This window comes from Leucobacter alluvii (assembly GCF_039530485.1).
GTDB lineage: Bacteria > Actinomycetota > Actinomycetes > Actinomycetales > Microbacteriaceae > Leucobacter > Leucobacter alluvii.
The window spans coordinates 196131-214050 of sequence record NZ_BAAAOP010000004.1 but is presented as its reverse complement, the minus strand read 5'-3'; the positions used below and the strand labels follow the sequence as shown (position 1 = coordinate 214050).

Genomic DNA, 17920 nt, shown 5'->3' with positions numbered 1-17920 from the left:
CGGGAGTGCGCGCATGAGCTATCGTCTCGCGGCCTGCGCGGAGATGCTGTACACCGACCTGCCGATCGCGGAGCGCGTGCGACGCATCCACGAGCGCGGATTTCTCGTGGAGATCTGGGACTGGGGCACGAAGGATCTCGCCGCCCTCGCTGCGACCGGGGCCGAGTTCTCTTCGATGACCGGCTACCTGCGCGGCGACCTCACGACCGCCGAGGGCCGTGCTGCCCTGCTCGCGACCGCGGGCGAATCGTTGCGGGCTGCAGAGGTCATCGATGCCCCGCGTCTCAACCTGCACGGCACCGGTCTCGGCGAGGGCGGCCTGCCGGTCGTGCCCGGCGCGCGGGTCTCGGGAGCGGACTGGGTGCACGCCGCCGACACCCTCCGTCGAGTGGCCGATCTGGGTGCGGCAGCCGGGCGCACCTTCGTGCTCGAGAATCTGAACACCGCGGTCGACCATCCGGGCACACCGTTCGCGAGGGCTGCCGACACGCTCGCCCTCGTGCGCGGGGTCGATCATCCCAACCTGCGACTCAATCTCGACCTCTACCACGCGCAGATCGGCGAGGGGAATCTCGTCGAGCTCGTGCGCGAGGCGCTGCCGTGGATCGGTGAGATCCAGATCGCCGACGTGCCGGGGCGCTGCGAGCCCGGCACGGGCGAGATCCGATACGAGGCCGTGGCGCGGGTGCTGCGCGAGGTCGGATACGACGGCGTGATCGGCATGGAGGCCTGGGCGAGCGGAGACGCCGATGCTGCGCTCGACGCGTTCGCGGCCGCGTTCCCGGTTGCGCTCGCGCCCTGAGCTCATGAGTGCGGCCCCCATATGATGAACGAGGCATGAGGAGGGACGATGGAGCGCACACCGGGCGAGACGCCTGACGCCCCCGTGCGCCCGCCGACGATCCGGGATGTGGCACGGGTGGCCGGTGTCTCGAAGTCTCTCGTCTCCCTCGTCTTCACCAACGGCGACAACGTCAGCGAGGAGCGCCGTCTCCGTGTGCTGCACGCCGCAGCGCAGCTCGGCTACCGCCCCAACCTCGTCGCGCAGTCGTTGTCGGCGGGGCGCCGCGACATCGTGGCGATTCTCGTGTCGAACCTGCACAACCCGCTCTTCGCGGAGATCGTCGGGGCAGCGAAGGCGCGGCTCGCCGAAGCCGGGCGGCGGACCATGATCATGAGCGCGCAGGTCGATGATGGCGCTGGTGGGGCTGTGCTGGATCGCGACAACCTCGACGTGCTGCGCGACCTGCGCCCGTCGGGGCTCATCGCGGTCGGCACGATCCCCGACTTCCGGGAGCTCGCCGCACTGACCGCGATGATTCCGACCGTGGTCGCCAGCGCGATCGACGCGACGGACGACGTGGTCGCCACGGTGCGCACCGACGACGACGCAGGGCTCGATCTCGTGATCGCGCACCTCGCCGCGCGGGGCGTCGAGCGCATCGCGTTCGTCGGGGGCGACGGCGGGACGGTGGCTGCCGCTCGCGAAGCCGCATTCCGCGCGGCGGTCGAGGCCCGCCAGTTCGGCGGTCGGGCGTGGGTCGAACCGGCCGCGTTCACCGAGGAGGGCGTGCGCGAGGCCGTCGAACGGCTCCTCGCCGAAGACCGCCTGCCCCAGGCGATCGTGGCCTTCAACGATCTGACGGCCGTGGCCGTCATCACCGCGCTCGAGACGGCGGGCGTGCCGGTGCCCGGCGGCTGCCGGGTCGTGGGGTACGACGACACCACACTCGCGGGTATCCCGCGCATCTCGCTGACGAGCGTCGACCCCGACAACCGCCGCATCGGTCGTGAGGCTGCTGAGGCGCTGCTCGGGGCGCAGGCCGGCGATCCCGATCAGCCGGCCGGCGAACTGCTGATCCCGCCCGCTCTGGTGGTGCGCGCCTCCGCATGATCGAGCCGCCGGCTGGGCTTCGTGCTCCGCGCGCGCGGCATCGCCTGCCCGCTCACGGCGCCACCCGCGCGCTGCGTCGTCACGTTCTCATTGCACCGGTGCTCGCACGGGTGCACAGGGTCGGAGCCACCTGGCGCCTGACCGCGGGCGCTCCCGGGTCGGCGAGGCGGGCGCGCAGTGTCTCGACGGCCAACTGCGCCAGATGATCAGGATCGGGTCGCACCGAGGTGAGCGCCACGTAGGGCAGTGCCGCGGCCGAGCTGTCGTCGAAGCCGACGATCGAGACCTCCTCCGGCACCCGCACGCCGGCGCGCACCAGGGTCTGCAGGGCGCCGATCGCGCAGTGGTCGTTCATGCACACGAGTGCCGTCACCCTGCCAGGCGCGTCGGCCGTGCCTCCCCCTCCGCGGCTGTGCTCCCGGACGCTCCCATCCGCGAGGAGCGACAGTGCTGCCCGATGACCGCCGAGTTCGGTGAAGTCGCTCGGAACGACGCGTCCGGGGAGGCCGCGTGAGGCCATCGCGCGCCGGTATCCGGCGAGCCTGGAGGCGGCGTTCGGCCCGCTCTCCGCACCGAGATAGGCGATTCTCGTGTGCCCGAGAGCGCTGAGGTGCTCGACGGCGAGGCTGATCCCTCGCTCGTTCTCGATATCGATCCGGTCGTGCGCGTCCGGTGAGGTCGGGCCTCCCAGCAGCAGCGCGGGAAGGCCGGAGGGGAGCCCGGTGATCTCGTGCCCGCCGGTTCCGGCGTCGAGCACGATCAGGCCCTCGATGCGCTGGCGCATGAGGCCCGACAGAGCGGTCTCGAGATCGCGCTGCTCGCCGATGGCGCCGAGCGCGAGCGTGAACCCGTGTTCGTCGGCGCGACGGTAGAGCGCATCGACGAGATCGACCTCGAACGGCTGCCGCACGGTGAAGAGGACGCCCAGCTGCCCGCTGCGACGTCGCCGCAGCATGCGAGCTGAATCGTCGGGGTGGTAGCCGAGTTCGCGCGCCGCTGCGAGGATCCGCTCGCGAGACGCGTCGCTCGCTCCCGGTGCGCCGCGCAGCACGATCGAGACCAGTTGCCGCGACAGGCCGACGCGCGCAGCGACGTCGCGCATCGTGGGGCGACGGGGTGCCGGCTCGCGGGTGCTCACGCTCCCATCGTGCCACGGCGTGCCGCGGTCACCGGCACTGCGCGTCCCGCACCCGTCCGCGCTCGGTGCGCCCGGGGGAGACGCCGGACAGCGGGATACTAGAGGCGGAGGGGTTTCTCGCCGTTCGAAAGCGAGCCGACGCGGCAGCTGCGGCTGGCGCGCGGCGCTCGAGAGCGACCGGCGCTGTCGGCATCGCCCGTGAGCCGCAGCGCTCCGCGGAACGCTGCGAGAGACCGTACGGATGGCTGCAACAGACATGAGCGAGGTGCCGAGTGGTCGTTATTCAACCTTTACCGGAAGAGATGCCGGATCGCGGAAGTTACGGTACTGTAAACGCAGAGCGCAAGCTTTGTAACGACATTAGTTCAATTACACGATGGAGTGCAGCTATGTTGAAATCACGTTTCGGGCGTTGGTCGAAGATCGGCCTCGCAGGCCTCGCGGGCGTCGGAGCACTGGCCCTCGCTGCGTGCGGTACTCCCGCCGGCGCCGGCGGCGGTGCTGCAGGTGGTGGCGGCGGCGGCGGCGTCGACGAAGAAGTGATCAAGGTTGCACTCGTCACGCACGCCGCACCGGGCGACACTTTCTGGGACACCATCCGCTCGGGGGCCGAGAACGCCGCCGAACGCAATAACGTCGAGCTGCTCTACAGCTCTGATCCCGACGGTGCGCGCCAGGCTCAGCTCGTGCAGCAGGCAGTCGACCAGGGCGTGGACGGCATCGTCGTGACGCTCGCGAAGTCGGACGCCATGGCGGGCGAAGTGCAGAAGGCCGTCGACGCGGGCATCCCCGTCTTCAGCATCAACGCGGGCGAAGAGGCCTACAAAGACCTCGGAGTGCTCGCGCACTTCGGGCAGAACGAGTTCATCGCAGGCCAGGCGGCTGGCGAGCAGTTCAACGACGCCGGCCTGAAGAAGGCCGTCTGCGTCATCCAGGAGCAGGGGCACGTCGGCCTCGAAGCCCGCTGCGAGGGGCTCGCGGACACCTTCGAGGGCACATCGGAAGTGCTCTACGTGCAGGGCACCGACATGACCAACGTCGCCTCGACCATCACGTCGAAGCTGCAGACCAACTCCGACATCGACGCGGTGCTCACCCTCGGAGCACCCTTCGCGATGACCGCGATGGACTCGATCGCCGACGCCGGCAGCAGCGCGACGCTCGCCACGACCGACCTCAACGCCGACGTCTACACCGCGATCAAGGACGGCACGATCCTCTTCGGCATCGATCAGCAGCCGTTCGTGCAGGGATACTCCGCCGTTGAAGCGGTGCGCCTCTACACCGAGGGCGGATACGTGCTCGGCGGCGGCCAGGCCGTGCTGACCGGACCCACCGTCGTCAACGCCGAAAACGCCGACAGCGTCTCCGCGCAGTTCGAAGGCAGCGGCGACGACGAGTCGGCAGAGTAAGAGAAGGGTCGCGCCGGAAGGTCGAATCCATGAGTACAGCAACCGCACCCAAGCTCGATGAGCGCGTCGCCTCTGGCAACCTGTTCACCAGGTTCTTCACGAAGCCCGAGGCGGGCGCCACCGCAGCCGCACTGGTACTCGCGATCATGTTCGCCGTGGTCGCCCCCCAGTTCACCCAGCCGAGCTCGATCGCGACGATCCTGTACGGCGCCTCGACCGTCGGCATCATGGCGGTCGGCGTATCGCTCCTGATGATCGGCGGCGAGGTCGACCTGTCGGCGGGTGTCGGCGTCATCTCGGCGGCGCTCTCCTCGTCCCTCTTCATGTACTGGTTCGGGGGGAACGTCTGGGTCGGAGCGATCGTCGGCCTGGTGTTCTCGCTGCTGATCGGGCTGCTCAACGGTTGGCTGCTGACGAAGACGAAGCTCTCGAGCTTCATCATCACGCTCGCGACCTTCTTCATGCTGACCGGCCTCAACCTCGGGGTGACGCGCGCGCTCACGGGCGGCGTCGCAGCCCCCTCCATCGCGCAGTGGCCCGGGTTCGCCTCCGCGGAAGCGGTGTTCGCGGCCGACATCCCCGTCTTCGGCGTCAACGTCAAGATCACGGTCTTCTACTGGATCATCCTCGTGCTCATCGCGACCTGGATCCTGCAGCGCACCAAGGTCGGCAACTGGATCTTCTCGTCGGGCGGCGCCCCCGACGCGGCTCGCGCCGTGGGCGTCCCCGTGGTGAAGACGAAGATCGGCCTCTACATGGGCGTCAGCTTCTGCGCGTGGCTGCTCGGCATGCACCAGCTCTTCGCGTTCAAGACGGTGCAGTCGGGTGAGGGCATCGGCAACGAGTTCCTCTACATCATCGCGGCCGTCGTCGGCGGCTGCCTCATGACCGGCGGATACGGCTCGGCGATCGGCGGCGCGATCGGCGCACTGATCTACGGCATGGCGCTCAAGGGCGTCGTGTACGCGGAGTGGAATCCGGACTGGCTGAAGTTCTTCCTCGGCGCCATGCTCCTCGGAGCCACCGTGCTGAACTTCACGCTGCAGCGCCGCGCGGCGCGAGGAGGGAAAAAGTGAACGCCACATCGACAGCCGCCGCTCCGGCGACGGCCACGGCAACCGCGAAGGCGCCGCTCGTCGAGCTGCGCGACGCCGAGAAGCGGTACGGCAACATCATCGCGCTCCGCGACGTCAGCCTGCAGGTGGCGAGCGGCGAGGTGATGTGCGTGCTCGGCGACAACGGCGCCGGCAAGTCCACGCTCATCAAGATCATCGCAGGGCTCCATCAGCACACCGCCGGCGAGTACCTCGTCGAGGGCGAACCGGTGAAGTTCAACTCGCCGCGCGAGGCGCTGAACCGGGGCATCGCCACCGTGTATCAGGATCTCGCGGTCGCGCCCCTCATGCCGGTCTGGCGCAACTTCTTCCTCGGGTCGGAGCAGACGAAGGGCTGGGGTCCGTTCCAGCGGCTCGACGTCGACTTCATGCGCAAGACGGCGAAGCAGGAGCTGCTCGACATGGGCATCGATCTGCGCGACGTGGATCAGCCGATCGGCACCCTCTCGGGCGGCGAGCGCCAGTGCGTGGCCATTGCGCGAGCCGTGTATTTCGGCGCGAAGGTGCTGATCCTCGACGAGCCGACCGCCGCGCTCGGCGTGAAGCAGTCGGGTGTGGTGCTGCGCTACATCATCCAGGCGCGCGATCGGGGCCTCGGCGTGATCTTCATCACCCACAATCCGCACCACGCCTACCCGGTGGGCGATCGCTTCCTGCTGCTGAAGCGCGGACAGAGCATCGGGTACCACGAGAAATCCGCGATCTCGCTCGAGGAGCTCACCGGGCTCATGGCCGGCGGCGCGGAGCTCGAGCAGCTGGTCCACGAACTGCGGGATGTCGGCACGAGCACCGACGCGGTGCGCACGATCCGCGATGAGATCGAGGGCGACGCCGCGGCGGGCGTGGGACGCGTGCAGGTGACCGAGGCCGTCACCGTCGTCCCCGGCGAGTACGCGGACGACGGGGAGGACGCCCCAGGGCGTTCACGCCGCTGAGCGTCTCTCGGTTCCGCGAGGGCGGGCGCCCGATCCGGACGAGGATCGGGCGCCCGTTCTGCATCCCGGGGGCGCACCGGCCGCCCCCGCTGCACCGGCGCCCCCGCACCGAGATCGAGCTCGAGTGCTGAGCACGAGGGATTCGGGCGGCGGGATTCGCTCGGGTTCGGCGGACACCCTCGGTCCCACGGGACTGTTGACACCGCAGCCACCATGTCCGTACAATTTGGACCGGTCCAGAATCAAGTCCAGAGTCAGGATCACTCCGGTCGACAGGCGAGGATCCCAGACCCGGGCCCGGCCCCCGGCCGGCCCCACAGTGAGAACCGGTGCACGGCACCACGAAGACGAAACGAGCGAAGATGCGGACACGTGCAGACGGCACCACCGAGATCGGGGTGGGCCTCATCAGCGTCGGGTGGATGGGCCAGCTGCACAGCCGCGCCTACGCCAACCTCAAGTACGCGTACCCGGATCTCGGGCTCGCACCCCGCCTGGTGCACGCGGCGGACCCGGCGCCGGCGCGTACGGATGAGGCGGTGCGCGTGCTCGGGTACGAGCGGGCTTCGGCGGACTACCACGATGTGCTGAACGATCCAGACGTCGACGTCGTGTCGATCTGCGCCCCGAACTTCCTGCACTCGGAGATCGGCATCGCGGCGGCCCGGGCCGGCAAGCACTTCTGGATCGAGAAGCCGGTCGGCCGCGGCGAGCACGAGACCCGCGCGGTCGCGGACGCGGCCAAGGAGGCCGGCGTCGTCACGTCGATCGGGTTCAACTATCGCCATGCCCCCGCGATCGAGTACCTGCGCGAACTCGTGGCCGAGGGCAGGCTCGGGCGCATCACGAATGTCCGCGGGCAGATGTTCGCGGACTACTCGGCCGACCCGCGCGGCGCCCTGTCGTGGCGCTTCGTGCGGGGGCTGGCGGGCAACGGCGTTCTGGGCGACCTCATGGGCCACCTGGTCGATCTCGTCCAGTACACGCTCGGCCCGATCGGCGAGGTCAGCGCAGTCACCTCGACGGTGTACGCCGAGCGCCCCGAGCTTCCGATGGGCACGGGAACCCACTTCGCGCTGATCGAGAACGGCGACATGAAACCGGTCGAGAACGAGGACTACGCCGGGATGCTCGTGCGAGTCGCGGACGGGGCTCCGGCGGCGCACGCCGTCGGCACCCTCGAGGCCTCCCGGGTCTCGGTGGGCCCTCGCGCGAGCTACGGCATCGAGGTCTACGGCACGGGCGGCTCGGCGCACTGGGACTTCGAGCGCATGAACGAGCTGCACCTCTCGGGCGGTCTGGGCGCGGAGAACCAGGGGTACACGCGCGTCATGGCCCGGCCGGGGATGGGTGATTTCAACCGCTTCCAGCCGGGAGCGGGGACCTCGATGGGATACGACGACCTCAAGGTGATCGAGGCCAAGAAGTTCCTCCAGGCGGTGCTCGGGCGCGAGGCCATCAACTCGAATATTCAGGATGCGCTCTCGGCGGCCCAGGTGGTCTCGGCGGCCGAGCGATCGGCCGAGACGCGCACCTGGCAGTCGAGCACGCCGGTCGAGGGCACGACCGCGGCCGGCGCCTGATCCTCATCCACTCGCACTGCACCGACGAAGGAGTCGCACATGGCACATCGCGCACGCATCGCAGCCGCCCCCATCAGCTGGGGCGTCATCGAGGTCCCGGATTGGGGGCTGCAGTTGGAGCGGGAGCGCGTGCTCTCCGAGATGGTGTCGCTCGGGATCACGGCGACCGAGTTCGGGCCGGAAGGGTTTCTGCCCGATGCTCCGGCCGAGCGCGCCGCAGCGCTCGCCGCAGCGGGCCTCGAAGCCGTCGGCGGGTTCTTCCCGGTCGTGCTGCACCGGGCGGCGGTGGATCCGCTGCCGGCGATCGAGCGCGAACTGGAGGCGTACGTCGCCTCCGGCGCCACGACGCTCGTGCTCTCGGCGGTGACGGGAGCGGAAGGGTATGACGGTGCGATCGAGTTGAGCGACCCGGAATGGGTCACGCTGCTCGCCAACCTCGATCGTGCGCACGATGCCGCCGCCGCCGTCGGGGTGGTGGCGACCCTGCACCCCCATCTCGGCACGGTGGTCGAGGCCCCGAATGCGGTGGAGCGCGTGATCGCAGGCTCCCGCATCGGCCTGTGCCTCGATACGGGCCATTACACGCTCGGCGGCGGCGATCCGGTCGCCTTCGTGGAGCAGTACGCGGACCGCATCGTGCACGCGCACCTGAAGGATGTGAGTCTCGCCGTCGCCGCGCGGGTGCGAGCCGGAGAGATCGACTACCGCGAGGGGGTGCGCCAGGGCATGTATCGGTCACTCGGCGCCGGCGACGCGCGCATCGTGGAGATCGTCCGCGCGCTGCGCGGCGTGGGGTATGCCGGATGGTACGTGGTGGAGCAGGATACGGTCATCGAGCACGAAGCTGACGCGGTGGCGGCGTTCGACAGCGCGCGCCGCAGCGTCGCCTGCCTGCGCGAGGCACTCGGCGCGACCGACATCCCGGAGGCGTCATGAGTGCGCCGCTGCGCATCGGCATGCTGGGCGCGTCGCGCATCGCCGAGGAGTCGATCATCGCGGCGACGGCGGAGACCGGTGACATTCGTGCCGCTGTCGCGGCGCGGGATCCCGAGCGCGCTCGTCACTACGCCGCCGAACGGGGCTTCTCGGCGGCAGCCGAGAGCTACGCGTCCCTCATCGAAGACGACTCGCTCGACCTCGTCTACATCGGCCTTCCCAACGGGCTGCACGCCGAGTGGGCGGCACGAGCGCTCGAAGCCGGACGCAATGTGCTCGTCGAGAAGCCGTTCGCGGCGAACCTCGCAGAATTCGATCGCGTCGCCGCCAGACTCGAGCGCTCGGCCGGCTGGGCGTGGGAGGCATTCCACTACGCCGATCATCCGGCCATGCATCGCCTCATCGGTCACGTGCGCGAGGGTGCGATCGGGGAGATCCGCGGTGTCGACGTGCATATGGACATGCCGGCGCCCGCGCCGCGCGACCCGCGATGGAGCTTCGATCTCGCCGGCGGCGCGCTGATGGATCTCGGGTGCTACGCGCTGCACGCCCTGCTCCTGCTCGGAGATCAGCTCGGAGGAGAGCTCGGGGGTGTGCGTCTGCCGACTGCGGCGCCGCTCACCCTCGACTTCGCGCGGGCTGAGGGGCACACGGGTGACGCGAGGGTCGATGCGACGGTCGTCGCCGGATTGGAGCTCGGAGGCGTGCCCGTGTCGATGCACACGAGCATGGCGAGCGACGAATGGAACTTCGGGCTCCGAGTGCACGGAAGCCTGGGCGAGGTCGTGCTGCCGAACTTCGTGAAACCCCAGGAGGACGGGCGCCTCATCGTGCGCACGACGACGGGAGCCGGCGTCGAAGAGCGTTCGGAGCACTTGGGCGCCTCGTCGTCGTACACCCATCAACTGCGCCGCATTCGGTCAGCGGTGCGCAGCGGTGAGCGATCGCGCGTCGGCCTCGAGCGCTCCCGTCGTACGATGGCCCTCATCGACGAGGTGTACACGGCGGCGGGCCTGCCGCTTCGGCCGGGCCGCCTCGCGTCCTGATCGCTGCGTCGGCGGATCGGAAGCTTCCCGAGTCCGCGCGTCCCGGTTCGCGCGTGACGCTGTGGGGCGCCCGAACGGCGCCCCACAGCGTCACGCGGCGTGCGTACGGTGCCGGATCAGTGGGTCAGGGACTTCTGAGTGTCGCTCTCGACGTGCTCGGACTGACCCTGCACGGCGATCTTGCGCGGCTTCGCCTGCTCGCTCACGGGGATCACGACGCTGAGCACGCCGTTGTCGTACGAGGCGGAGATGCCGGCGATGTCGACGCCCTGCCCGACGCTGAACTGCCGCAGATAGGTGCCGGAGGGGCGCTCACGCGTGAGCCACTTCGAGCCTTCTGCCACGTCGGCGGTGCGCTGCGCGCGGATTGTCAGGAGCTGGCCGTCGACATCGACGTCGATCGAGCCCGGGTCGACGCCGGGCAGATCGGCGTTCAAGACGTACCGCTCGTGGTCGCGCTGGAGGTCGACCGGCATCTGGCGCGGACCGGAGCGCGCTTGCTGGAGCGCTCCTGCGGCCCAGCGATCCAGCTCGCTGAAGGGATCTAATGTCATTGCCATGATGATTTTCTCCTTCCAGTGAAGCTTGAGTGGAGGTCACTCAATGTGAATATAAATTAGCACTCGGTACCTGAGAGTGCTAATGAAGCTCGCTGCAAGATCTCTGAAAATCGCGGTCTGTCGGCAGTCGCGGTCGAGTTGCCGAGAGGGGCGCGACGGCGCACTCACGGGGACGTGAGCTGCGCCGCGAGTTGCAGCAACTGCGACTCGGAGCCGATCCTGCCGATGAGTTGCACCCCCATTGCGTGCCCGTTCGGCAGCCGCATCACCGGCACAGCGACCGCGGGCAGCCCTGAGACGTTCACCATCGACGTGAAGGGAGCCCACTCGCACTGCAGCCGGTAGTCGTCATCCGGATGCATCGACGTGAAGGCGCCGACGCGCGGGGGGAGCATCGTGAGTCCGGGAGTGAGGACGGCATCGTAGGCGCCCCACTGCTGTCGCGCGTCTGCGGCGAAATCGCGCAGCCGTGCCCCTGCGCGCTCATGCGCCTCGACGGTTCGTGCGCGGGCGCGCTCGCGGAAGAGGCTGGTGAGCGGCATCAGGCGTGCAGCGGCATCGGGAGCGAGCGCCAGACGCGAGAGGCCCGCCGTCCACGAGGTCGTGAACGCCTCGGGGTACTCGGGGTCGTAGGCGAAGGTCGCCTCATCCATGCGGTGACCGCGGGCGGCGAGGCGCTCCCTGGCCGCCTCGAACGCGCAGCCTGATTCGGCACTGAGCGCGATCGGATACACCGATGCGAACGGCGAGGCCGCAGAGTACGCGATGCGGAGTCCGGTGAGCTCATCGGCGGCGCGCACGGCCGCCAAGGCTGGCTCCCCCGTCGCGCCGCGCTGCGCATCGAAGAGCATCGCCGCGTCGGCCGGGTCCCGGGCCAAGGGGCCGCTCACCGTCAACCGCGGCGCACCGAACTCGTCGTGCAGGGAGGGAGCGGCCGCGGCCAGATCCCCTGGCACCGCGCCGAGACCCGGCTTGAGTCCGACGAGACCGCACGCGAGCGCTGGGATGCGGATCGAACCGCCGCCATCCGTTCCCGGACCCATGGGGATGAGATCGGCCGCGACCGCAGCCGCGCTCCCGCCGGACGATCCGCCCGGAGTGCGCGAGGGGTCGAGCGGATTGCGCGCGGGTGGCGCGATGGCGTTCTCGGAGTAACCGGTCAGGCCGAGCTCCGACACCTGCGTCTTCCCGAGCGGAATCGCGCCGGCCGCGCGCAGCATCGCGACTCCCGGAGCGTCGGCGGTCGCCACGCGGTGGCGAAGGGCGGCGCTGCCGCGGGTCGTCGCCATTCCGGCGACCTCTACGAGGTCCTTGACGGCGATGGGCAGCCCATGGAGACGAGGCAGCGTCGAGCGTTCCGAGCGTGATGTCGCCGCGAATCGCGCGTCGGCTGCCGTCGCGTCCGTGTGAGCCTGGTCACCGATGACCGCGAGGAATGCTCCGAGTTCGTGGTGCGCCTCGATGCGGCGCAGATACCGTTCGGCCACCTCACGCGCGGAGACGTCGCCGCGGCGGAGCGCGTCGCGCCATGCCAGCGCGGTCTCCGCCGTCGCGTCTTCCATCCGCCCAGCTTACGAGCGCCAGCGCCGGGAATGCGCGTCGAAGCGCGTCCGTTCCTCCGAGGTGCCTGGTGCCGGTGCAGCGAGGACGCCGTTCCCGGCGTGGGGTGTATAGTGATACTCGTTCTCATTAGAAAGTGTGTCATGACTCAGAAGCCCCGCTCCGTGAAACCCGCCGTTCTCGCCGCCGCAGCACTCGCATCGCTCCTGGCACTCACCGCCTGCAGCGGCGGCGCCAATGCCGACGACGGCGGCGACGCCGGGCTCAAGGTCGTCGCGACCACGACGCAGCTGACCGACTTCGCGAGCGAAGTGGGGGGCGACGACATCGAGCTCACCGGCCTGCTCGCCCCGAACGCCTCGGCGCACCACTTCGACCCGAGCCCCGCCGATCTGCTGGCGCTCGGGGAGGCCGACGTGCTGATCGTGAACGGGGCCGACCTCGAGAGCTTCGTCGACGATGCGGTGGATGCCTCCGGCTTCGACGGCACCATCATCACGGCGGCCGATGGCATCGACCTCGACGAGGCGAAGCACATCACCGCCGAGGGTGCCGCAACGGACGAGCACGAGCACGAGCACGCTGGCGATGCCGAGCACGCTGACGAAGCGGATCACGAACACGATCACGCGGATGATGCCGAGCACGACCACGATCACGGCGACGTGAACCCGCACATCTGGACGTCGCCGAAGAACGCCGTCGGCATGGTGACGGAGATCGCCGACGGACTCGCAGCGGCGGACGCGGATCACGCGGGCGACTACGAGCAGCGCGCCGCGTCGTACACCGAGCGTCTGCAAGAGCTCGACACGTGGATCGCCGCGCAGTTCGAACGGGTGCCGGCAGACGAGCGGGTGCTCGTGAGCGGCCACGATTCGCTCCGGTACTACCTGCATGACTACGGGATCGAGTTCGCCGGGTCGATCCTGCCCAGCTTCGAAGACAACGCCGAGCCGAGCGCCGCCGAAATCGACGCGCTCGTCGCCTCCATCGAAGAGCACGGCGTGCGAGCGGTATTCGTCGAGTCGTCGATGAGCCCGAAGCTCGCGCAGACGATCGCCGACGAGGCGGGCGTCGAGGTCGTCGACTCCGAGAACCTCTACGCGGATTCGCTGGGCGCACCCGACAGCGATGGAGCGACCTACATCGGCGCGACGGTGCACAACACGGAACTCATTCTCGACGCGTGGGGCGCCCAGGTGGATGCGGTGCCCGATAGTCTGCAGGGATGACGGCCGCACGCGACGCAGCAGCATCTGATCCCGGCGACGCGCAGCACTGCGCAGCCCCGGAGCCGATGCAGGCAGGCGGGGCCGACGGGGGTGCCGAGAGAGGCGCGCTCGCAGCCTCCGATGCGGCGTTGGTGCTCGAAGGGGCAGCCTTCGGATACCACGGGACGTCGCGGGTCGAGGGCCTGACGCTCGCGGTTCCCGTGGGTGCTGCGGTCGCGCTGATCGGACCGAACGGCTCGGGCAAATCGACGCTGCTGCGCGGCATCCTGGGGCTGGCCGAACTCACCGGCGGTTCGATCCGGGTGCTCGGCGAGACTCCGGATCGTGCCAGGCGCCGCATCGGGTCCTTGCCGCAGGCGGACACCCGCGATGCGACGCTTCCGGTCACGCTCCGCCAGGTCGTGACCATGGGTCTCTACCGCTCGCGCGGAGCACTGCGCCCGATCGGCCGAACCGGCCGCGAGGCGGTCTCTCGCGCGCTCGAACGCGTGGGTCTCTCCGCCTGGGCGTCGCGCCGTTTCGGCGAGCTCTCGGGCGGTCAGCAGCAGCGGGGCATTCTCGCGCGGGCGCTCGTCTCCGACCCGCAGCTCCTCCTCCTCGACGAACCCTTCAACGGGCTCGATCGGGAGAACCGCGACGTGCTGCTGCGTCTCGTGAGAGAGCTGCGAGCAGAGGGGCGCACGATCATCGTGTCGACGCACGATCTGGAGATCGCTCAGGAGGCGTGCTCCCACGCGCTGCTGCTCGCGAGCGGTCACCACCCGAATCAGCCGGGCCATCCGGCGGCGTACGGTCCCGTCGAACAGGCGCTCACCCTCGACGCGGTGCAGCACGCGTTCCAGGACACGACGGTGGAACTCGATCACCACACCGTGACGACGACGCGGGAGACCGAGTGATGCCGTCGGTGCTGTCGCCCGCCTTCCACCTCATGCTGCTCGGTCCGATCGACATCTTCTCACTGCCGTTCATGTGGCGCGCCCTGGTCACCGTCGCGATCCTCGCGGTCGCGGCCGGCATCGTCGGGCTCTTCATCAGCTTTCGGGAACTCGAGTTCGTGAGCGACGGTCTCGTGCACTCCGTGTTTCCCGGCCTCGTCGTCGGCTCCGCGATCGGCGGCTCCGCCGGTCTGCTCCCGGGAGCGGTGGTCGCCGCGATCCTCGCAGCCGTGCTCTTCACCGTCATCGAGCATCGGGGCGGCGTCGGGGCCGACGCGGCGATCGCGGTGGTGCTCACCGGGCTCTTCAGCCTCGGCGTGGTGCTCGTGTCGAAGCAGGAGGGCTACGTCTCGGAACTCAAGGAACTGCTGTTCGGGCGTCTCCTCACGGTGACCGAGACGCAGCTCTGGCAGATCCTCATCGTCGCGATCGTCGCGGTCGCGGTCGTGGGCCTCACCTGGCGCGCGCAGTTCTTCCGCTCGTTCGACGCCGCCGGGGCTGAGGCCGCGGGGTTCCGGGTGCTGCGCGCCGACCTCGCACTCTCGGTCGCCGTCGCGCTGCTCGTCGTGGCCGGGGTGCAGGCGCTGGGCGTGCTCATGGTCATCGCACTGCTCACCGTTCCGATGGCCGCGGCGCGACTGCTCACGCGCGGATTCGCGCTGCTCATCCCCGTCGCGATCCTGCTTCCCCTCGGGGCGGGCATCGCGGGGCTGTGGCTCTCATTCGAGTGGTCGACGTCGCTGGGGGCGACGGTGTCTCCGGGGGCTGTCGTGGTGCTCCTGCTCGTCGCCGCCTATGTGGTCGCGGCACTGATCCGCGGAGGTGCCGCGGCCCTGCGGAGGTCGGTCGCGGCATGAGTTATTTCGCACTCGCGTCGCTCGAACTCGTGCTGCTCGGCCTGCTCTCCGGAGTCGCCGGCACGCTGATCGTGCTGCGCCGGCGCTCGTTCTTCGCCGTGGCGCTCAGCCACGCGACCTTTCCGGGCGGCGTGGTGTTCGCGCTGGCCGGGTGGAACCTGCTGATCGGCCAGGCGCTCTTCGCAGCGGTGCTCGTGCTCGCCATGACGGTGCTGGCCCGCATTCCCGGACAGGGTCGTCAGGTCACGAGCGGAGTGGTGCTCTCGTTCGGCTTCGCGCTCGGCACGCTGCTCGCCGCACTGAACCCCGGGCTCGGCGTACCGGTCGAGGCATTGCTCGTGGGCTCGCCGCTCGGGGTGAGCCTCACCGACGTCGTCGTGACCGCGAGCGTGCTGGTCGCAGCCCTCGTGCTCGTCGCGGTGTTCGGGCGCCGCATGCTCTTCCACACGTTCGACCCGGTCGGCTTCTCCGCGGCCGGCTTCCGCAGCTGGCCGATCGAGCTCGCCGTGACCGGAGTGATCGCCGCATCGGTCGTCGTCGCGATGCCTGCGGTCGGCGCGATCCTCGGCGTCGCAGTGCTCATCGCCCCTGCCGCGGCTGCGCGCGCGTTGACTCAGCGGCTCGAGTGGATACCGGTGATCTCGGCCGTGCTGGGGATCGCGGGGGGTCTGATCGGATTGTGGATCTCGAGGGAGTTCTCGATCGCGGCGGGTGGATCGGTCGGGCTCGTGCTCACCGCGATGTTCCTCATCTGCGCGGTATGGGGCGCCCGGAAGGTGTCAGCTCGGTAACGATTGCGTCACCGATTCGGGCATTCATTCGAGAACGCTCGGCACTTCGGTGCGCATCTTCGAGCGTTCTGGCCGATCATCAGGCGTTTTCCCTCACCCTAACCAGCTTTGTGGCAGTGGCACAAGAACTAGCACCGCGAGCCGCTCTGTTTGTACGATCGCAGCATGGGAGACACGACAGCGGTCAGAGTGGTCCGCGACGATCGGGAGCCGCTCGTCATCATCGATTCGGTGAACAAGCACTACGGCGATCTGCATGTGCTGAACAACATCAACACGCAGGTGGGCCGTGGCGAGGTGGTCGTCGTGCTCGGGCCCTCGGGCTCCGGAAAATCGACGCTCTGCCGCGCAATCAATCGCCTTGAGACGATCGACTCCGGCACGATCTCGATCGACGGCCAGCCGCTTCCCGAAGAGGGGAACGGGCTCGCCACGCTGCGCGCCGACGTCGGCATGGTGTTCCAGCAGTTCAACCTGTTCGCGCACAAGTCGATCCTGCAGAACGTCACCCTCGGTCCGATGAAGGTGCGCGGGCTCTCTCGCAAGGATGCGGAGGAGAAGGCGATGGCGCTGCTCGAACGCGTCGGCATCGCCAATCAGGCGCAGAAGCTGCCCTCGCAGCTCTCCGGCGGCCAGCAGCAGCGCGTCGCCATCGCCCGCTCACTCGCGATGGATCCGAAGCTCATCCTGCTCGACGAGCCGACCTCGGCACTCGATCCCGAGATGATCAACGAAGTGCTCGACGTGATGATCGGGCTGGCCAACGACGGGATGACGATGCTGGTGGTGACGCACGAGATGGGCTTCGCCCGGCGCGCGGCCGATCGCATCATCTTCATGGCGGATGGCCAGATCGTCGAAGAGGCGACACCCGAGCAGTTCTTCACCGACCCGAAGACGTCGCGGTCGCAAGACTTCCTGTCGAAGATCCTGGGCCACTGACTCGTCCCCCCCCCGCAACGAATTCGACGCCGCTGGCCGCAGGCCGACAGCGTCACCGCGCCCCAACTCACCGAAGAGAAAGCAGAAATGATGCGAATTGCTCAGTACGGAGCCGTCCTCGCCGCAGCAGGACTCCTGGCCCTCACCGCTTGCGCCTCCGGCTCGCCGAACGACGCCGGCGAGGAATCGTCGGCGCCGGCGCCGGCGGAGGACGTCAGCTTCGAAGACGGCACGACCATGGCGAAGCTGAATGAAGCCGGCAAGATCACGATCGGCACGAAGTACGACCAGCCGCTCTTCGGCCTGATGAACCCCACCACGAACTCCCCCGAGGGCTTCGATGTCGAGATGGGCAAGATCATCGCCGCGAAGCTCGGCATCTCGGAAGACCAGATCGAGTGGAAGGAAGCGGTCTCCGCGAACCGCGAGCCCTTCATCGAGAACGGCGAGGTCGACCTGGTCATCGCCACGTACACGATCAACGACGACCGCAAGAAGGTCATCGACTTCGGCGGCCCCTACTACACCGCGGGTCAGGACCTCCTCGTGCTCTCGGGCAACCCCGACGGCATCACGGGCATCGACGATGTGAAGGGCGAGAAGGTCTGCTCGGTCACCGGTTCGACCTCCGAGGAGAACCTGAAGGAGGCCGGCGTCGAGGTCCTCGCCACGGACACCTACTCCAACTGCCTCGAGCCGCTTCGTTCGGGTGAGGTCGTCGCAGTGTCGACCGACAACGTGATCCTCGCCGGCCTCGCCGACCAGAACGAGGGCGAGTTCGAGGTCGTCGAGAACCCGTTCACCGAGGAGCCCTACGGCATCGGGCTCATGAAGGGCGACGACGAGTTCCGCGCCTTCGTGAACGACACGCTCGAGGAGTCCTTCGACAACGGCGACTGGGCGGCGGCCTGGGAGAAGACCGCCGGCAAGGTGCTGGAGACGCCGGAACCCCCGGCGATCGACCGCTACTGACCTCGC

General features: G+C 69.0%; 17 protein-coding genes. 14 read left to right on the top strand and 3 right to left on the bottom strand.

Features of this window, described 5'->3' with window-relative positions; translation table 11 throughout:
- Positions 1–13: 13 nt before the first annotated feature.
- The gene (locus tag ABFX18_RS04405) at positions 14–802 is read left to right on the top strand and encodes a TIM barrel protein (RefSeq protein WP_346057529.1); all 789 of its coding nucleotides are present in this window, start codon (positions 14–16) and stop codon (positions 800–802) included.
- 48 nt (positions 803–850) lie between these two features.
- Positions 851–1894 carry a LacI family DNA-binding transcriptional regulator gene (locus ABFX18_RS04400; RefSeq protein ID WP_336662260.1) on the top strand — a complete coding sequence of 348 codons (1044 nt, stop codon included), beginning with the start codon at positions 851–853 and terminating at the stop codon, positions 1892–1894.
- A 79-nt stretch (positions 1895–1973) separates the two neighbouring features.
- Here the strand turns inward: ABFX18_RS04400 and ABFX18_RS04395 are convergent, their stop codons facing one another.
- Complete coding sequence (locus ABFX18_RS04395) at positions 1974–3032, bottom strand: LacI family DNA-binding transcriptional regulator (RefSeq protein WP_346057528.1); 1059 nt, start codon at positions 3030–3032, stop codon at positions 1974–1976.
- Between the two features lie 389 nt (positions 3033–3421).
- On the opposite strand from ABFX18_RS04395, the gene ABFX18_RS04390 reads away from it, so the two are divergent.
- From ABFX18_RS04390 to ABFX18_RS04365, 6 genes are all read left to right on the top strand, one after another.
- Positions 3422–4444, top strand: a complete 1023-nt coding sequence (locus tag ABFX18_RS04390) for a sugar ABC transporter substrate-binding protein (protein WP_346057527.1) — start codon at positions 3422–3424, stop codon at positions 4442–4444.
- A 29-nt stretch (positions 4445–4473) separates the two neighbouring features.
- The gene (locus ABFX18_RS04385) at positions 4474–5520 is read left to right on the top strand and encodes an ABC transporter permease (protein WP_090145874.1); all 1047 of its coding nucleotides are present in this window, start codon (positions 4474–4476) and stop codon (positions 5518–5520) included.
- Positions 5517–6494, top strand: a complete 978-nt coding sequence (locus tag ABFX18_RS04380) for an ATP-binding cassette domain-containing protein (protein ID WP_346057526.1) — start codon at positions 5517–5519, stop codon at positions 6492–6494. Before ABFX18_RS04385 ends, ABFX18_RS04380 begins: the two co-directional genes overlap by 4 nt.
- 362 nt (positions 6495–6856) lie before the next feature.
- Entirely contained in the window at positions 6857–8077 is a 1221-nt protein-coding gene (locus ABFX18_RS04375) for a Gfo/Idh/MocA family protein (RefSeq protein WP_346057525.1), read from the top strand.
- 39 nt (positions 8078–8116) lie between these two features.
- Positions 8117–9013, top strand: a complete 897-nt coding sequence (locus ABFX18_RS04370; protein ID WP_200330707.1) for a sugar phosphate isomerase/epimerase family protein — start codon at positions 8117–8119, stop codon at positions 9011–9013.
- Positions 9010–10059 carry a Gfo/Idh/MocA family oxidoreductase gene (locus tag ABFX18_RS04365; RefSeq protein ID WP_090145881.1) on the top strand — a complete coding sequence of 350 codons (1050 nt, stop codon included), beginning with the start codon at positions 9010–9012 and terminating at the stop codon, positions 10057–10059. The genes ABFX18_RS04370 and ABFX18_RS04365 overlap by 4 nt, the downstream gene beginning before the upstream one ends.
- Positions 10060–10175: 116 nt before the next feature.
- Here ABFX18_RS04365 and ABFX18_RS04360 read toward each other — a convergent pair whose 3' ends face one another.
- Together ABFX18_RS04360 and ABFX18_RS04355 are read right to left on the bottom strand one after the other, a co-directional pair.
- Positions 10176–10619 carry an Hsp20/alpha crystallin family protein gene (locus ABFX18_RS04360; protein ID WP_346057524.1) on the bottom strand — a complete coding sequence of 148 codons (444 nt, stop codon included), beginning with the start codon at positions 10617–10619 and terminating at the stop codon, positions 10176–10178.
- A gap of 164 nt (positions 10620–10783) precedes the next feature.
- Complete coding sequence (locus ABFX18_RS04355) at positions 10784–12181, bottom strand: amidase (protein ID WP_336662264.1); 1398 nt, start codon at positions 12179–12181, stop codon at positions 10784–10786.
- 141 nt (positions 12182–12322) lie between these two features.
- Here ABFX18_RS04355 and ABFX18_RS04350 point away from each other — a divergent pair, with 141 nt between their 5' ends.
- The 6 genes from ABFX18_RS04350 to ABFX18_RS04325 all read left to right on the top strand — a co-directional run bounded on the left by ABFX18_RS04350 (position 12323) and on the right by ABFX18_RS04325 (position 17914).
- Positions 12323–13414 carry a metal ABC transporter substrate-binding protein gene (locus ABFX18_RS04350; RefSeq protein WP_346057523.1) on the top strand — a complete coding sequence of 364 codons (1092 nt, stop codon included), beginning with the start codon at positions 12323–12325 and terminating at the stop codon, positions 13412–13414.
- A complete protein-coding gene (locus tag ABFX18_RS04345) occupies positions 13411–14313 on the top strand; it encodes a metal ABC transporter ATP-binding protein (protein WP_346057522.1) in 903 nt (300 codons plus the stop codon). Before ABFX18_RS04350 ends, ABFX18_RS04345 begins: the two co-directional genes overlap by 4 nt.
- On the top strand, positions 14313–15209 hold the full coding sequence (locus ABFX18_RS04340) for a metal ABC transporter permease (protein WP_336662266.1): 897 nt from the start codon (positions 14313–14315) through the stop codon (positions 15207–15209). Before ABFX18_RS04345 ends, ABFX18_RS04340 begins: the two co-directional genes overlap by 1 nt.
- Positions 15206–16000 (top strand): metal ABC transporter permease, encoded by a 795-nt coding sequence (locus ABFX18_RS04335; protein ID WP_346057521.1) that lies wholly within the window; start codon positions 15206–15208, stop codon positions 15998–16000. Before ABFX18_RS04340 ends, ABFX18_RS04335 begins: the two co-directional genes overlap by 4 nt.
- Before the next feature lie 165 nt (positions 16001–16165).
- Complete coding sequence (locus ABFX18_RS04330; RefSeq protein ID WP_090145893.1) at positions 16166–16942, top strand: amino acid ABC transporter ATP-binding protein; 777 nt, start codon at positions 16166–16168, stop codon at positions 16940–16942.
- Between the two features lie 90 nt (positions 16943–17032).
- A complete protein-coding gene (locus ABFX18_RS04325; protein ID WP_090147289.1) occupies positions 17033–17914 on the top strand; it encodes a glutamate ABC transporter substrate-binding protein in 882 nt (293 codons plus the stop codon).
- Positions 17915–17920 lie beyond the last annotated feature (6 nt).

Coding starts and splice junctions, on each gene's coding strand:
- ABFX18_RS04405 (WP_346057529.1), top strand. CDS start 14: ATGAGCTATCGTCTCGCGGCCTGCGCGGAGATGCTGTACACCGACCTG.
- ABFX18_RS04400 (WP_336662260.1), top strand. CDS start 851: ATGGAGCGCACACCGGGCGAGACGCCTGACGCCCCCGTGCGCCCGCCG.
- ABFX18_RS04390 (WP_346057527.1), top strand. CDS start 3,422: ATGTTGAAATCACGTTTCGGGCGTTGGTCGAAGATCGGCCTCGCAGGC.
- ABFX18_RS04385 (WP_090145874.1), top strand. CDS start 4,474: ATGAGTACAGCAACCGCACCCAAGCTCGATGAGCGCGTCGCCTCTGGC.
- ABFX18_RS04375 (WP_346057525.1), top strand. CDS start 6,857: ATGCGGACACGTGCAGACGGCACCACCGAGATCGGGGTGGGCCTCATC.
- ABFX18_RS04370 (WP_200330707.1), top strand. CDS start 8,117: ATGGCACATCGCGCACGCATCGCAGCCGCCCCCATCAGCTGGGGCGTC.
- ABFX18_RS04365 (WP_090145881.1), top strand. CDS start 9,010: ATGAGTGCGCCGCTGCGCATCGGCATGCTGGGCGCGTCGCGCATCGCC.
- ABFX18_RS04360 (WP_346057524.1), bottom strand. CDS start 10,619: ATGGCAATGACATTAGATCCCTTCAGCGAGCTGGATCGCTGGGCCGCA.
- ABFX18_RS04355 (WP_336662264.1), bottom strand. CDS start 12,181: ATGGAAGACGCGACGGCGGAGACCGCGCTGGCATGGCGCGACGCGCTC.
- ABFX18_RS04350 (WP_346057523.1), top strand. CDS start 12,323: ATGACTCAGAAGCCCCGCTCCGTGAAACCCGCCGTTCTCGCCGCCGCA.
- ABFX18_RS04345 (WP_346057522.1), top strand. CDS start 13,411: ATGACGGCCGCACGCGACGCAGCAGCATCTGATCCCGGCGACGCGCAG.
- ABFX18_RS04340 (WP_336662266.1), top strand. CDS start 14,313: ATGCCGTCGGTGCTGTCGCCCGCCTTCCACCTCATGCTGCTCGGTCCG.
- ABFX18_RS04335 (WP_346057521.1), top strand. CDS start 15,206: ATGAGTTATTTCGCACTCGCGTCGCTCGAACTCGTGCTGCTCGGCCTG.
- ABFX18_RS04330 (WP_090145893.1), top strand. CDS start 16,166: ATGGGAGACACGACAGCGGTCAGAGTGGTCCGCGACGATCGGGAGCCG.
- ABFX18_RS04325 (WP_090147289.1), top strand. CDS start 17,033: ATGCGAATTGCTCAGTACGGAGCCGTCCTCGCCGCAGCAGGACTCCTG.